Annotated in this window: 18 protein-coding genes; 13 read left to right on the top strand and 5 right to left on the bottom strand. The window is 73.1% G+C overall.

All coding sequences use genetic code 11. From position 1 onward, the window contains the following. Positions 1–229: 229 nt before the first annotated feature. A complete protein-coding gene (gene soxR / locus D0D15_RS33170; RefSeq protein WP_094004371.1) occupies positions 230–691 on the bottom strand; it encodes a redox-sensitive transcriptional activator SoxR in 462 nt (153 codons plus the stop codon). 52 nt (positions 692–743) lie between these two features. Here soxR and D0D15_RS33165 point away from each other — a divergent pair, with 52 nt between their 5' ends. Both D0D15_RS33165 and D0D15_RS33160 read left to right on the top strand, forming a co-directional pair. After that, positions 744–1,442 (top strand): thiamine pyrophosphate-dependent enzyme, encoded by a 699-nt coding sequence (locus tag D0D15_RS33165; RefSeq protein ID WP_094004372.1) that lies wholly within the window; start codon positions 744–746, stop codon positions 1,440–1,442. Positions 1,443–1,445: 3 nt separating this feature from the next. Further along, on the top strand, positions 1,446–2,345 hold the full coding sequence (locus tag D0D15_RS33160) for a transketolase family protein (RefSeq protein ID WP_094004373.1): 900 nt from the start codon (positions 1,446–1,448) through the stop codon (positions 2,343–2,345). A 370-nt stretch (positions 2,346–2,715) separates the two neighbouring features. Here the strand turns inward: D0D15_RS33160 and D0D15_RS33155 are convergent, their stop codons facing one another. Continuing rightward, positions 2,716–3,045: a hypothetical protein gene (locus D0D15_RS33155; protein ID WP_233157134.1), complete on the bottom strand. Its 330-nt coding sequence runs from the start codon at positions 3,043–3,045 to the stop codon at positions 2,716–2,718. Positions 3,046–3,208: 163 nt separating this feature from the next. On the opposite strand from D0D15_RS33155, the gene hisH reads away from it, so the two are divergent. Beyond that, complete coding sequence (gene hisH / locus D0D15_RS33150; protein ID WP_094004375.1) at positions 3,209–3,838, top strand: imidazole glycerol phosphate synthase subunit HisH; 630 nt, start codon at positions 3,209–3,211, stop codon at positions 3,836–3,838. A gap of 51 nt (positions 3,839–3,889) precedes the next feature. Further along, positions 3,890–4,630, top strand: a complete 741-nt coding sequence (gene priA / locus D0D15_RS33145) for a bifunctional 1-(5-phosphoribosyl)-5-((5-phosphoribosylamino)methylideneamino)imidazole-4-carboxamide isomerase/phosphoribosylanthranilate isomerase PriA (RefSeq protein ID WP_094004376.1) — start codon at positions 3,890–3,892, stop codon at positions 4,628–4,630. Here priA and D0D15_RS33140 read toward each other — a convergent pair. Together D0D15_RS33140 and D0D15_RS33135 are read right to left on the bottom strand one after the other, a co-directional pair. Beyond that, on the bottom strand, positions 4,614–4,994 hold the full coding sequence (locus tag D0D15_RS33140; protein ID WP_094004377.1) for a PPOX class F420-dependent oxidoreductase: 381 nt from the start codon (positions 4,992–4,994) through the stop codon (positions 4,614–4,616). The genes priA and D0D15_RS33140 overlap by 17 nt on opposite strands. 19 nt (positions 4,995–5,013) lie before the next feature. After that, a complete protein-coding gene (locus D0D15_RS33135) occupies positions 5,014–5,862 on the bottom strand; it encodes a DMT family transporter (protein WP_162830716.1) in 849 nt (282 codons plus the stop codon). A gap of 34 nt (positions 5,863–5,896) precedes the next feature. Between D0D15_RS33135 and hisF the strand changes: the two genes are divergently transcribed. Then, positions 5,897–6,670: an imidazole glycerol phosphate synthase subunit HisF gene (gene hisF / locus D0D15_RS33130; RefSeq protein WP_094004379.1), complete on the top strand. Its 774-nt coding sequence runs from the start codon at positions 5,897–5,899 to the stop codon at positions 6,668–6,670. Next, positions 6,667–7,020, top strand: a complete 354-nt coding sequence (hisI, locus tag D0D15_RS33125) for a phosphoribosyl-AMP cyclohydrolase (RefSeq protein WP_094004380.1) — start codon at positions 6,667–6,669, stop codon at positions 7,018–7,020. Before hisF ends, hisI begins: the two co-directional genes overlap by 4 nt. Here the strand turns inward: hisI and D0D15_RS33120 are convergent. Then, complete coding sequence (locus D0D15_RS33120; RefSeq protein WP_094004381.1) at positions 7,017–7,631, bottom strand: TetR/AcrR family transcriptional regulator; 615 nt, start codon at positions 7,629–7,631, stop codon at positions 7,017–7,019. The two genes, hisI and D0D15_RS33120, sit on opposite strands and share 4 nt — an antisense overlap. Before the next feature lie 94 nt (positions 7,632–7,725). Here D0D15_RS33120 and D0D15_RS33115 point away from each other — a divergent pair, with 94 nt between their 5' ends. The 7 genes from D0D15_RS33115 to D0D15_RS33085 all read left to right on the top strand — a co-directional run bounded on the left by D0D15_RS33115 (position 7,726) and on the right by D0D15_RS33085 (position 14,009). After that, positions 7,726–9,288 carry an anthranilate synthase component I gene (locus D0D15_RS33115; RefSeq protein WP_094004382.1) on the top strand — a complete coding sequence of 521 codons (1,563 nt, stop codon included), beginning with the start codon at positions 7,726–7,728 and terminating at the stop codon, positions 9,286–9,288. Beyond that, complete coding sequence (locus tag D0D15_RS33110; protein ID WP_094004383.1) at positions 9,266–9,817, top strand: Trp biosynthesis-associated membrane protein; 552 nt, start codon at positions 9,266–9,268, stop codon at positions 9,815–9,817. Before D0D15_RS33115 ends, D0D15_RS33110 begins: the two co-directional genes overlap by 23 nt. 145 nt (positions 9,818–9,962) lie before the next feature. After that, complete coding sequence (trpC, locus tag D0D15_RS33105; RefSeq protein WP_115945017.1) at positions 9,963–10,772, top strand: indole-3-glycerol phosphate synthase TrpC; 810 nt, start codon at positions 9,963–9,965, stop codon at positions 10,770–10,772. Beyond that, on the top strand, positions 10,769–11,992 hold the full coding sequence (gene trpB / locus D0D15_RS33100; protein WP_094004385.1) for a tryptophan synthase subunit beta: 1,224 nt from the start codon (positions 10,769–10,771) through the stop codon (positions 11,990–11,992). The genes trpC and trpB overlap by 4 nt, the downstream gene beginning before the upstream one ends. 14 nt (positions 11,993–12,006) lie before the next feature. Further along, positions 12,007–12,780 (top strand): tryptophan synthase subunit alpha, encoded by a 774-nt coding sequence (trpA, locus tag D0D15_RS33095; RefSeq protein ID WP_425266825.1) that lies wholly within the window; start codon positions 12,007–12,009, stop codon positions 12,778–12,780. 51 nt (positions 12,781–12,831) lie between these two features. Then, positions 12,832–13,335, top strand: a complete 504-nt coding sequence (locus D0D15_RS33090; RefSeq protein ID WP_094004387.1) for a DUF3291 domain-containing protein — start codon at positions 12,832–12,834, stop codon at positions 13,333–13,335. After that, positions 13,332–14,009, top strand: coding sequence for an MOSC domain-containing protein (locus D0D15_RS33085; RefSeq protein ID WP_094004388.1), 678 nt, complete (start codon positions 13,332–13,334; stop codon positions 14,007–14,009). Before D0D15_RS33090 ends, D0D15_RS33085 begins: the two co-directional genes overlap by 4 nt. Positions 14,010–14,306 lie beyond the last annotated feature (297 nt).

Here is a 14,306-nt window from a genome sequence, read left to right as displayed (position 1 = left end):
GGCGCAGACGCTCCACTTCGGCACAGGCGCGGCGCCGCCCCTGTGCGCAGGAGTCCGCCGCGGCTCGACGAGGCCCTGCTCCGCACGGGGCGGGCTGCCACCCGGCATGGCCGCTGCCGTACCACCACCGCCGACGCGAGGAGACGCGGCCTGACCACCCGAGCCCGCCGAATCGCCCCCGAGCAATGAAAGGATGTGATGCCCCGGCACGCCGGCAACAGAATCGCGCCTAGGCGCCGCCCTCGGCGGCGGGCTTGAGCCCCCGCGCGCCGGGTCCGTACTGCGCCATCCGGTCGTCGGTGTTGTAGAGACCGCACACGCGCAGCGACAGGCACCCGCACCCGACGCAACCCGTCAGCCGGTCCCGCAACCGCTGGAGCGCGTCGATGCGGGCGTCGAGTTCGTCCTGCCATCCGCGGGACAACCGGGCCCAGTCGGCCTTCGTCGGGGCGTGGTCGCGGGGCAGGGTCGACAGCGCGTCGTGGATCTCCTCGAGGCTGAGGCCCACCCGCTGCGCCGCCCGGATGAACGCGATCCGGCGCAGCACCGACCGCGGATAGCGGCGCTGGTTCCCAGCCGAGCGCTCGGATGAGATCAGGCCCCGGTCCTCGTAGAACCGCAGCGCCGTGTGCGGCACGCCGCTGCGCTCCGCGACCTGGCCGATGGACAGGTGGTCGGCAAGCTTGGTCACGGCGCCAGCCTAGCCTTGACTTCAACCTAAGTCGAGGTTGCACGGTCGGAGCATGAGAAACACGACCAGGGGGCTGGGCTACGCCGACCTGCCGGAGCTGATCGACGCCATGCGCGGCGACGAGAAGCACTCCGGGGCGGCGGAGTCCACAGTAGATGTGCTGTGGGTGCTGTACGACCGGGTGCTGAACGTCTCGCCCGCGGCGCCGGACGATCCGGCCCGCGACCGGTTCCTGCTGTCGAAGGGACACGGGCCGATGGCCTACTACGCGGTCCTGGCCGCGAAGGGGTTCCTCGACCCGGCGGAACTGGCCGGCTGGGCGGGCAGCGAGTCGCGGCTGGGCTACCACCCGGACCGGGTGCTCGTGCCCGGTGTGGAGATCTCCAGCGGGTCGCTGGGGCACGGGCTGGCGCTCGGCGTGGGCACGGTGTTCGGGCTGCGCGCGCGGGGATTGACGGAACCGAAGGTGGTGGCGCTGACCGGGGACGCCGAACTCGACGAGGGCTCCAACCACGAGGCGATCGCGCTCGCCGGGCGGGCGTCGCTGGCGCAGCTGACCGCGGTGGTGATCGACAACCAGTCGGCGACGCACGGCTGGCCGGGCGGCATCGCGGAGCGCTTCGCCGTCGAGGGCTGGGCCACGCGCACAGTGAACGGCCGCGATCACGACGCGCTGTACGCCGCCTTCACCGCGCCACACCCGGACCGGCCGCTGTGCGTGGTCGCCGTCGTCGAGCCGAAGGGGAGCTGAGTCATGCCCGGAATGCGTGAGGCGTTTCTGTCCACAATGGAGCAGGTGCTGGACGAGGATCCGCGCGTCGCGGTCGTGCTGGCCGACATCTCCGCGGCGTCGCTGGAGGCCGCCCGGCGCCGTCACCCGGACCGGGTGATCAACGTCGGCATCCGCGAGCAGGCGCTGGTCGGCGTCGCGGGCGGGTTGGCGCTGGCCGGGATGCGACCGGTGGTGCACACGTTCCCGTCGTTCCTCGTGGAGCGGCCCTACGAGCAGGTCAAGCTGGACCTGACGCACCAGGGCGCGGGCGCGGTGCTCGTCTCGTGGGGCGGCTCGTACGACATGTCCACCGCCGGCCGCACCCACCAGTCGCCGGGCGACGTCGCGCTCCTGGACACGATCCCGGGCTGGACGGTGCACGTGCCCGGGCACCCGGACGAGGCGGTCGCGCTGCTGCGCGACGCGCTATTCGGCGACGACACGGTGTACCTGCGCCTGAGCGCCCAGTCGAACGCGCGCCCGCACCCGGGACCGGGCCTGCAAGCGATGCGGGCGGGCAGGCGCGGGGTCGTGCTGGCCGTCGGCCCGATGCTGGACCGCGTGCTGGCCGCCACCGAGGACCTCGACGTGACGGTCCTCTACGCGAAGACCGTCCGGCCCTTCGACGCCGCGACGCTGCGCACCGCGGTGGCCGAGACCGGGGTGGCGGACGTGGTGCTGGTCGAGCCGTACCTGGCCGGCACGTCGGCCCACCAGGTCAGCGAGGCTCTCGTCGAGGTGCCACACCGCCTCCGGGCACTCGGCACCCGCCGGGACGCGGAAGTCCGCCGCTACGGCGACGTCGCGGACCACGACCTGGCACACCACCTCGACGAGGCGAGCATCACAGCCGCGCTGAAGGACTTCCTGCGGGCCACCTGACCGCGCGGCCGGCTCGGCGCGCGTTGGTGCATTTGTTGTGCGGGTGGGTGCGTTCGGGTGTTGTGCGGATGGGCCGGTGGGGTTGGGCGTTCGGTGTTGCGCGGATGGGCCCGCGGGCGGGCGTTCGCCTGTCCCGCGAGTGGGGCGGCCGGGCGGGTCCGGCTGTTGCGCCGAGAGAGCCACCCGCGAGGGGCCTCACCCGCACGGGTAGCAATCGGCCGCTCCGCCGCCTGGCCCCGGGCCGCTGGCGCCGCCCTGGGGCTCAGCGGCCCGCCGGGGACCGGACGCCGCGCCGTTGACGAGGCGCCGGGCCACCTGAGACCGGCGGTGGGCGGTGGCGGACATCGTCCCAGGCGTCCGCGGCGCCGGCCTACCCGCTCTCCGGCGTGTGCTCCGGCAGCAGGCGGCACAGCGCCTCGGCGCTGACCTGCAGGTCCTCGGCCGCCGCGGCGGCTTGTTCCAGCTTGCTGCGGATCGTCTGGAAGGCCAGCAGCCCCAGCTCGTGCTCCCGCTCCCGCAGCACCGGGCACCCCCGCAGGTCGTCGAGCACGCGGGTCACCGCCGTCGCCAGGGCGGTCAGCCCCTCGAGCAGGTCGCGCACCTCGTCCGGGCCCAGCCGGCCGCCCTCCACCTCGTCCAGCGTCTTGGCCAGCTCCCTGGCCCGCTCACCGGACCCGTGGGCTTCGCTCTGCGACGACATCGTCACTCCCTACCGCGGCGCCCTCCCGCTGCCTTCCCCCTCCTCCCGCAATCAAACGCCGCCGAGCCGCCCGGCGGAACCACCCATCGCGGAGCCGCCCGGCGGAACCACCCGCGCCGAGCCGCCCGGCGGAACCACCCACGCCAAGCTCTAGACTGGCCACGTGGCTCGCGTCGTGATTCTGGACTACGGATCGGGGAACCTGCGCTCCGCCGAGCGCGCCGTGCGGCGTGTCGGCGCCGAGGTCGAGGTGACCGCCGACCCGCATGCGGCGCTGGAGGCCGACGGGCTCGTCGTCCCGGGCGTGGGCGCCTTCGCGGCCTGCATGGCCGGCCTGCTCTCCGTGGGCGGCGAGAAGATCATCGGCAGCCGCCTCGCCGGCGGGCGTCCCGTGCTGGGCATCTGCGTCGGCATGCAGATCCTGTTCGAACGCGGCGTCGAGCACGGCGTGGAGACCGCGGGCACCGGCGAGTGGCCCGGCACGGTCGAGCGCCTGCACGCCGACATCGTCCCCCACATGGGGTGGAACACCGTCCGCGCCCCGGCGGACTCGCAGCTGTTCGCCGGCCTGGACCCCGACACCCGCTTCTACTTCGTGCACTCCTACGCCGCTCGCCGCTGGGAGCTGGACTCCGGCCTGCCCGGCCAGCAGCCGAAGGTGACCTGGTCGCACCACGGCGAGGACTTCGTCGCGGCCGCGGAGAACGGCGCGCTGTGGGCGACCCAGTTCCACCCGGAGAAGTCCGGCGACGCGGGCGCCCACCTGCTGGAGAACTGGCTGCGCACCCTCTGACCGGCCCCACCCTCCGACCGGCTCAGCGTCGTTGCTCCTTATAGTGGCCGCGTGACGTTCACCCTCCTTCCCGCCGTCGACGTGGCCGACGGCCAGGCCGTGCGTCTCGTCCAGGGCGAGGCCGGCACGGAGACCTCCTACGGCAGCCCGCTCGACGCGGCGCTCGCCTGGCAGCGGGACGGCGCGGAGTGGATCCACCTCGTCGACCTCGACGCCGCGTTCGGCAAGGGCGACAACAAGGAACTGATCTCCCGCGTGGTCGGCGAGCTGGACGTCCAGGTCGAGCTGTCCGGCGGCATCCGCGACGACGCGTCGCTGGAGGCCGCCCTCGCCACCGGCGCCCGCCGCGTCAACCTCGGCACCGCGGTGCTGGAAGACCCGGAGTGGACCGCGAAGGTCATCGCCACCCACGGCGACCGCGTCGCGATCGGCCTCGACGTGCGCATCACCGACCAGGGCCACCGGCTCAAGGGCCGCGGCTGGACCAGCGACGGCGGCGACCTGTGGGAGGTCCTGGAGCGCCTGGACCGCGACGGCGCCTCGCGCTACGTGGTCACCGACGTCAGCAAGGACGGCACCCTCAAGGGCCCGAACCTGGACCTGCTCGCCGAGGTCGCCGCCCGCACCGACGCCCCGGTGATCGCCTCCGGTGGGGTGTCCAGTTTGGACGACCTGCGGGCGCTGGCCGGTCTCGCGGCCGATGGTGTCGAGGGCGCCATCATCGGCAAGGCCCTCTACGCGGGCGCGTTCACGCTGCCGCAGGCCCTGGAGGCGGTCAGCCCGCGAGTTTGATCGCCAGCCCGATCGTCTTCCGACGGCCCCGCATCCTGCTGAAGAACATCGTCACCTGGCCGACGATCCCGTACTTGCGCGCGATCGCCGAGCGCGCCCGTTCGGTCGCCTCGTCGTCCAGGAGCCGGGCCTGCCCGGTCACCACCGGCCCGTGGGTCTCGCGGCCGCGCAGGTCGCAGCCCTGGAGCGTGACCTCGGGGTTGTTGCGGATCCGCTTGATCTTGCCCGCCGTCCGGTCGCTCCACACCACGATCTCGCCGTCGTGCCCGGCGGCCCACACCGGTGTCGGCACGGGCGTGCCGTTCTTGCGGAACGTGGTCAGCAGGAGGTACTTCTCGGCGGCCAAGCGCTCGAATTCCGACATGCTCCCCACGGTAGCGTGATCACCGCCCGGTGGGTGTCCGCTGTGGACTGTCGACCTCGCCGAACCGGCCCAGTGCCAGCGCCGCCGCGACCGCGACGACGAACCCGGCCGCGGCGAGCGGCGCGAACCCGGCCCGCGTCGAATCGCCCAGCAGGAACACGCCGATCAGCGACGGCACCACCGTCTCGCCGACCACCATCAGCGCGGTGCCCGTCGTGACGCTGCCCCGCTGCAGGGCCGAGGCGTAGAACAGCATCGCGAGCACCCCGCCCGCGGCGAGGGCGTACACGGCGGGATCGGTCAGCACCGCGGTCACGCCCGTCACGTCCAGCACCCGCCCGGCCAGCGCGACCACGCCGAAGCACAACCCGGAGATCAGCCCGAGCGCTGGCGTGCGGATGCGCTCCGGCGCCCGCCCGGCGATCCAGCCCGCCGCGGCCAGTACCGCGACGGCCGCGAGCAGGCCGGCGCGGAACGCCGTGCCCACCGGTTCGGACCCCTCGCTCCGCGCGGACACCCCGAGCACCGCCAGCCCGGCGCAGACCAGGGCGATCGCGGTCCACTCCCGGCCGGACAGCCGCGCGCCCAGCGTGAGCGCCGCCACGGCCGTGACGGCGAGGCTCGCGGCGAGCGCGGCCTGCACCACGAACAACGGCAGCACCCGCAACGCGATCAGCTGCGCCGCGAAGCCGGCCACGTCCAGGCCGAGACCGAGCACGTACCGCCACTGCCGCAGCACGCGCACCAGCAGCCGCGGGTCCACACCGGACCCGCCCTCGTCCACCGCGCGGGCCGCGACGGCCTGGAAGACGGAGGCGACCCCGTAAGCGGCCGCGGCGGCCACCGCGCAGAGCAACCCCCACCACACCCCCGCCACTCTAGGCAACATCTACCCTGGTGGCATGGGTGTAGCGGTCAGGGTGATCCCGTGTCTGGACGTCGACGCGGGCCGGGTGGTGAAGGGCGTCAACTTCGCCGACCTCAGGGACGCCGGCGATCCGGTCGAGCTGGCGCGGGCCTACGACGAGGCGGGCGCCGACGAGCTGACCTTCCTCGACGTGACCGCCTCTTCGGGCAACCGCGAGACGACCTTCGACGTGGTCCGGCGCACCGCCGAGCAGGTGTTCATCCCGCTGACGGTCGGCGGCGGCGTGCGGACCTGTGACGACGTCGACCGCCTGCTGCGCGCGGGCGCGGACAAGGTGAGCCTCAACACGGCGGCGATCGCCCGGCCCGAGCTGCTGCGCGAGGCCTCCCGGCGGTTCGGCGCGCAGTGCGTCGTGCTGTCCGTCGACGCGCGCCGCGTGCCCGAGGGCTCGGAGCCGACCCCGTCCGGGTTCGAGGTCACCACGCACGGCGGCCGCCGCGGCACCGGTATCGACGCGGTCGAGTGGGCCCAGCGCGGCGAGGAGCTGGGCGTCGGCGAGATCCTGCTGAACTCGATGGACGCCGACGGCACCAAGGCCGGGTTCGACCTCGAGCTGATCGAGAAGACCCGCAAGGTGGTCACCGTGCCGGTGATCGCCAGCGGGGGAGCGGGCGCGGTCGAGCACTTCCTGCCCGCGGTCCGGGCCGGGGCGGACGCCGTGCTCGCGGCCAGCGTGTTCCACTTCGGACAGTTGACGATCGGCGCGGTCAAGGACGCCCTGCGCGCCGGTGGGGTCGAGGTCCGGTGAGCCTGGCACCCGAGCTGGCCCAGCGGCTCAAGCGCACCGCGGATGGCCTGGTGTGCGCGGTCGTGGTCGACCACGCGACCTCCGACGTGCTGATGGTGGCGTGGATGAACGACGAGGCGCTGGAGCGCACGCTGACCACGCGGCGCGGCACGTACTTCTCCCGCAGCCGCCAGGAGCTGTGGGTCAAGGGCGAGACGTCCGGGCACGTGCAGCACGTGCGGGAGGTCCGCCTCGACTGCGACGCCGACACGCTGCTGGTGCGCGTCGACCAGACCGGACCGGCCTGCCACACCGGCACCCGAACCTGCTTCGACGGCGCCGAGCGCCTCCTGCTGGCCGACGACGCCTAGTCGATGTCCCCGGTGAGGTAGCGCTGCAGCGTCGGCCCGACGGCCGCTGCCAGCGTCTCGACGTCCGTGGTCGAGAACGGCTCGAACTTCGCCACGTAGCGCGCCATCCCCATGCCCACCATCTGGGAGGCGCACAGCGTCGCGCGCAGTTCCCGCCGGTCCGGCGACACCCGGCCGACCACGTTCTCCAGCACGTGCCGGATCAGGAAGTCCTTGAGGCTCAGCGCGGCCTGGTCGTGGCTGGCGATGCTGCGCACCAGCGCCGGGAACGCGCCGCCGTCGGTCGCGTCCCACACGGTGAGGAACCGCCGCACGATCCGCTTCCCCAGGTCGTCCACCGGCCCGTCCAGCAGCTCGGACAACAGCTGGATCGGGTCGAACGGCAGCTGCAGCACCGCCTGGGCGAACAGGCCCTCCTTGCCGCCGAACCAGTGGTTGACCATGGCGGCGTCGACACCGGCCCGGGCGGCGATCGCGCGCACGGTGGCGCCCTCGTAGCCGCTCTCGCTGAAGACCTCCCGCGCGGCGGCCACGAGCGCGGCCCGCGTGTCCTGTCCGCCGGGGCGGCGGCCGCGCCGCTTGCCGGGCGTAGGCTGTTCGGCGGTACTCACCCCGCAATGATGGCCCGGGCGCGGCCGGAATTCAACAAAGCCTGAATTAATGCCCGGTGCGCGGAGTGTCGGACCCGGGCGGCACAATGGCTCCATGGTCAGTGCGAATCCCACCGACGGTGGCCTCGGTTCGGTGAGCCCCGCACGCGACGAGTTCCGCGCCCTCGCCGAGGGCCGTCGCGTGATCCCGGTGGTCCGGCGGCTGCTCGCCGACGGCGAAACGCCCGTCGGGGTCTACCGCAAGCTCGCGGCCGACCGCCCGGGCACGTTCCTGTTCGAGTCGGCCGAGAACGGGCAGTCGTGGTCGCGCTGGTCCTTCATCGGCGTCCGCAGCCCCGCCGCGCTGACGGTGCGGGACGGCCGCGCGGTGTGGGAGGGCACCCCGCCGGTGGGCCTGCCGGCCGAGGGCGACCCGCTGACCGTGCTGCGGGAGACCGTCGCCGCCCTGCACACCGAGCCGTTGCCCGGCATGCCGCCGCTGACCGGCGGGATGGTCGGCTACCTGGGCTACGACGCCGTGCGCTGGCTGGAGAAGCTGCCTGAGCTGGCCGAGAAGGACCTGGACATCCCCGAGCTGACCATGCTGCTGGCCACCGACCTGGCCGCCGTGGACCACCACGAGGGCACGGTCACGCTCATCGCGAACGCGGTCAACTGGGACGACAGCCCGGAGCGGGTCGACGCGGCCTACGACGACGCGGTCCGCCGCCTGGAGGAGATGACCGAGCGGCTCGGCGCCGCCGCCCCCGCGACGGCCGCCGTCTTCGACCGGCCGGCGCCGCGGTTCGAGCGCCGCCGCACGCAGGCCGACTACTTCGCCGCGGTGGAGAAGGCGGTCGAGGCCATCAAGGCGGGTGAAGCGTTCCAGGTCGTGCCCTCGCAACGGTTCGAGATCCCCACCCAGGCCGACGCGCTGGACATCTACCGCGTGCTGCGCACCTCCAACCCCAGCCCGTACATGTACCTGCTGCGGCTGGACGGGTTCGACATCGTCGGCTCCAGCCCCGAGTCGCTGGTCACCGTGCGGGACGGCCGCGCCACCACGCACCCGATCGCCGGCACCCGCTGGCGCGGCGCGGACCCGGAGGAGGACGCGCAGCTGGCCAAGGACCTGCTGGCCGACGAGAAGGAGCGCGCCGAGCACCTGATGCTGGTCGACCTGGGCCGCAACGACCTGGGCAAGGTCTGCAAGCCGGGCACCGTCCGGGTGGTCGACTTCTTCGCCATCGAGCGCTACAGCCACGTGATGCACATCGTGTCGACCGTCACCGGCGAGCTGGCCGAGGACAAGACCGCGTTCGACGCGGTGGCGGCGTGCTTCCCCGCCGGCACGCTCTCCGGCGCGCCCAAGGTGCGCGCGATGGAGCTGATCGAGGAGCTGGAACCGACGCGCCGCGGCCTCTACGGCGGTGTCGTCGGCTACCTCGACTTCGCCGGTGACGCCGACACGGCCATCGCGATCCGCACCGCCCTGATCCGGGACGGGATCGCCTACGTGCAGGCGGGCGGCGGGGTGGTGGCCGACTCGGTGCCCGAGTACGAGGACAACGAATGCCTGAACAAGGCCCGCACGGTGCTCTCCGCGGTCGCCGCCGCGCAGACCATGGCGCCGCCGCGGAAGCTGGACCCGGCCGATGACGTCGCCAACGTCCAGTAAGCGTCCACTGTGGATGGTCGCGGCGGCGCTCCTGCTGGCCGCGGCAGCGCTGTGGGGCTCCTCGCAGCTGGTCTGGGCCGCCGAGCCGCGTGACGCCGGTGTCCGCGGGATGGTGCTGGACCGGCACACCGGGGCGGAGCAGTCCGGGGCGCTGGTGCCGCTGGCCGTGCTCGCGCTGGCCGGGGTCGCCGGACTGATCGCCGCGGGCGGCTGGCTGCGGCGGGTGCTGGGCGTGGTGGTCGCGCTGGCCGGGATCGCCGCCGGCTGGATCGCCGTCGACGGCTGGCGCTTCGGGGGCTTCCCCGAGGGCGCGCCCGTCGCGCAGATCTTCGCCGGGCGCGGACTGGCCCTGCTGGCGGGAATTCTGATGCTCGTCGCCGGGTTGACAGCCATCAAGGGTGCGGGCCGCATGGCGAGGATGGGCGCGCGCTACGAAGCCCCGGCCGGCCGCAAGAAGGCCGCGAAGGATCCGGACGCGGAACTGTGGGAGGCGCTCTCCGAGGGCGAAGATCCGACTACTGATCGGTAGGCGGCGATTTCCGCTACCGGACAAGGCAAGTCCGACCCGGAACCGGTCCGCACAGGTGGGCGGGTTAGCATCTTTTCTGCGGGAAGGGGAAGGTGTTTGTGAGCCAGCTTTCGAGTGAATGTGCGACAACCGGTGAGGTTGCGCCGTGACCGTTCTCGAAGACATCGTCGCCGGCGTCCGGGAAGATCTCGCCGAGCGGGAGAAGGCACTCCCGTTCGACGAGCTGAAGCGGCTCGCCGCGCAGGCGCCGCCACCGCGGGACGCCATGTCCGCGCTGCGTGATTCGTCGATCGGCGTCATCGCCGAGGTCAAGCGCCGCAGCCCGTCCAAGGGCACGCTGGCCGACATCCCCGATCCCGCCGCGCTGGCCAAGGACTACGAGGCGGCCGGCGCACGCGTCATCAGCGTGCTCACCGAGCAGCGCCGGTTCGGCGGCTCGCTGGCCGGCCTCGACGGCGTCCGCGCCGCGGTCGACATCCCGATCCTGCGCAAGGACTTCATCGTCAGCCCCTACCAGGTCCACGAGGCCCGCGCGCACGGCGCCGACGTGGTCCTGCTGATCGTCGCCGCGCTGGAGCAGAACGCCCTGATGGCGCTGCTCGACCGCGTCGAGTCGCTGGGCATGACCGCGCTGGTCGAGGTGCACAACGCCGAGGAGGCCGACCGCGCCCTCGAAGCCGGGGCCAAGGTCATCGGCATCAACGCCCGCAACCTGCACACGCTGGAGGTCGACCGGGACGTCTTCGGGCGTCTCGCGCCGGGCCTGCCGTTCGACACGGTGAAGATCGCCGAGTCCGGGGTCCGCGGCCCGGGCGACCTGATGGCCTACGCCGGGCACGGCGCCGACGCGGTGCTGGTCGGCGAGGGCCTGGTGGCCTCCGGCGACCCGAAGGGTGCCCTGATGAAGCTGGTCACCGCCGGATCCCATCCCGCCTGCCCGAGGCCGAGCCGATGAGCGAACACGAGCAGCACCACACCGAGCACGACCCCGACGAGCGCGGCTACTGGGGCCCCTACGGCGGCCGGTTCATGCCGGAGGCGTTGATCGGCGTCGTCGACGAGGTGTCCGCCGAGTACGACAAGGCCCGGGTCGACCCGGAGTTCCAGGCCCAGTTCCAGCGCCTGCTGCGCGACTACGCCGGACGCCCGTCGCTGCTCACCGAGGCCGAGCGGTTCGCCGAGCACGCCGGCGGCGCGCGGATCTTCCTCAAGCGTGAGGACCTCAACCACACCGGCTCTCACAAGATCAACAACGTGCTGGGCCAGGCGCTGCTCACCAAGCGGATGGGCAAGAAGCGGGTCATCGCCGAGACCGGCGCGGGCCAGCACGGCGTCGCCACCGCCACCGCGTGCGCCCTGATGGGCCTGGAGTGCGTGGTCTACATGGGTGAGGTCGACACCGAGCGGCAGGCGCTGAACGTGGCGCGCATGCGGCTGCTCGGCGCCGAGGTGATCCCGGTCAAGACCGGTTCGCGCACCCTCAAGGACGCGATCAACGAGGCGCTGCGCGACTGGGTCGCCAACGCCGACACCACGCACTACCTGTTCGGCACCGCCGCCGGGCCGTTCCCCTTCCCGGTGATGGTGCGCAACTTCCACAAGGTCATCGGCGAGGAGGCCCGCGCGCAGATCCTCGAGCAGACCGGGCGGCTGCCGGACGCGGTCGCGGCCTGCGTCGGCGGCGGGTCCAACGCGATCGGGATCTTCCACGGCTTCATCGACGACCCGGACGTGCGCCTGGTCGGCCTGGAGCCGGGCGGCGAGGGCGTCGACGGCAACCGCCACGGCGCGACCCTGACCAAGGGCACGCCGGGCAACCTGCACGGCGCGATGTCGTACCTGCTGCAGGACGAGGACGGCCAGACGGTCGAATCGCACTCGATCTCCGCCGGCCTGGACTACCCGGGCGTCGGTCCCGAGCACGCGTGGCTCAAGGACAGCGGCCGCGCCGAGTACCGGCCGATCACCGACGCCGAGGCGATGGAGGCGTTCGCGCTGCTGTCCCGCACCGAGGGCATCATCCCGGCCATCGAATCGGCGCACGCGCTGGCCGGAGCGATCCAGCTCGGCCAGGAGCTGGGCCGGGACGGGCTCATCGTGGTCAACCTGTCGGGCCGCGGCGACAAGGACATGGACACCGCCGCGGCGTACTTCGGATTGGTGGAGAAGTCGTGAGCGGTCTGTCGGAGATGTTCGGGCAGACGCGTGCGGAGGGCCGGGCGGCGCTGGTCGGCTACCTGCCCGCCGGGTACCCGACCGTGCCGGGCTCGAAGGACTTGCTCGCGGCCCTGATCGACGGCGGCGCGGACCTCGTGGAGATCGGCGTGCCCTACTCCGATCCGGTGATGGACGGCCCGACGATCCAGCTCGCCGCGGACGCCGCGCTGAAGAACGGCTTCCGGCTGCGAAACCTGTTCGAGGTCGTCGAATCGGTGTCGGCCCGCGGTGGCCGGGCGGTCGTGATGACCTACTGGAACCCGGTGCGCCAGTACGGGGTGGCGAAGTTCGCGCGCGACCTCGCCGCCGCCGGTGGCCTGGGCCTCATCACGCCGGACCTGATCCCGGACGAGGCCGGCGACTGGATGGCCGCGTCCGAGCAGCACGGTCTGGACCGCATCTTCCTGGTCGCGCCGTCCTCCTCGGAGGAGCGGATCGACCTGACCGTGAAGGCCGGCTCCGGGTTCGTGTACGCGGCCGCGGTCATGGGCGTCACCGGCGCGCGTGACCAGGTCAGCAGCGGCGCCGCCGAGGTGGTCCGCCGCACCCGGGCGCACACGGACCTGCCGATCGGCGTCGGGCTGGGTGTGCGGTCGCGCGAGCAGGCGGCGGAGATCGCCGGGTTCGCCGATGCGGTGATCGTCGGATCCGCGCTGGTGTCGGCCGCCGCGGGTGGAACCGAGCCGGTGCACGCGCTGGCCGGTGAGCTGGCGGAGGGTGTCCGCCAGGTCGTCGCCACGGCGTGAGACGGCCAAAAACACATGGCCCCGGCCGGGGTTGATCGGCAGACTGGCCGCATGGCCTACGAACTCGCTCAGGTGAACATCGGTCGCCTGGTCGCACCGCTGACCTCGCCCCAGCTCAAGGACTTCGTGGACGCGCTGGACCCGATCAACGCCCTCGCCGACGCCGCGCCCGGCTTCGTGTGGCGCATGCAGACCGAGGACGGCAACGCGACCGCGGTGCGCGCCTTCGAATGGGACACCGGCACCAGCGCGGGGATCATCGTCAACATGTCGACGTGGCGCTCGGTCGAGGACCTGGCCGCGTACGTGTACTCGGGGGAGCACCGGGCGGTGCTCAAGCGCCGCCGCGAGTGGTTCGAGCGGATGCCCGAGGCGTTCACCGCGCTGTGGTGGGTGCCCGCGGGACACCGCCCGACCACGGACGAGGCCGAGGACCGGATCCGGCACCTGCGCGCGCACGGGCCGACGCCGTACGCGTTCACCTTCCGCGAGACGTTCCCGCCCGGCGGTGCCGTGGCCGAGTCCGGACAGGCCGACTGGTTCTGCAAGGCATGAGCACGGGCAAGGTGCTGTCGGTCAACATCGGGTCGAAGCGGGAAGTGCGGGAAGCCGATCTCGGGGTCACCGGGATCGACAAGCGCCCGGTCGAGGGGCCGGTGACGGTGGCCGCGCCCGGTCCGCGCGGCGTCGGCGGCAGTGGCGTGACCGGCGACGTGATCTGCGACCTGCGGCACCACGGCGGCGACGACCAGGCCGTGTACGCGTACGCGCGGGAGGACCTGGACGTCTGGGCGGAGGAACTGGGCCGCGACCTGCCGCCGGGCGTGTTCGGCGAGAACCTGACCACGATGGGTCTGGACGTCACCGGCGCGCTGATCGGGGAGCGGTGGCGGATCGGCGAGTCGCTGGTGCTGGAGGTGACCTCGCCACGCATCCCGTGCCGGACGTTCGCCGGCTGGCTGGGTGAACGCGGCTGGGTGAAGACCTTCACCCGGCGCGCGGTGCCCGGCGCGTACCTCCGGGTGCTGGAGCCGGGGCCGGTGCAGGCCGGGGACGCGGTGACGGTGCTGTCCCGGCCCGGCCACGGCGTGACGATCGGCACGGCGTTCCGCGCGTTCACCACGGAGCCCGCGCTGCTGGCCGACCTGGCCGGCGTGGAGGCCCTCGCGGAGGCCGACAAGCGCAAGGTGCACCGCGCCCTGAAGCGACGCGCCGCCGCCGCGGACTGAGCCCAGCGCAGAACTCACGCCGCCGAACGCAAACCTCACGCGCCCGAGCGCAAACCTCACGCGCCCGAGCGCAGAACTCGCGCGCCCGAGCGCAGAACTCGCGCGCGTGAGCGCAGAACTCGCGCGCGTGAGCGTGGGACTCGGGGACGTGAGCGTGGGACTCGCGCGGGCCGCGAGTTCTGCGTTCGTGCGCGCGAGTCCCACGTTCCTGTCCGCGAGTCCCACGTTCCTGCGAGCGAGTCCCACGTTGCCGCGCGTGAGTTCTGCGTTGCCGCGGGTGCGGGCTGCGGTGGGGGC

It is taken from the genome of Amycolatopsis thermalba (assembly GCF_003385215.1).
Classification (GTDB): Bacteria; Actinomycetota; Actinomycetes; order Mycobacteriales; family Pseudonocardiaceae; genus Amycolatopsis_E; species Amycolatopsis_E thermalba.
The sequence above is the reverse complement of the archived record's forward strand: the minus strand, read 5'-3'. Positions and strand labels throughout refer to the sequence as shown.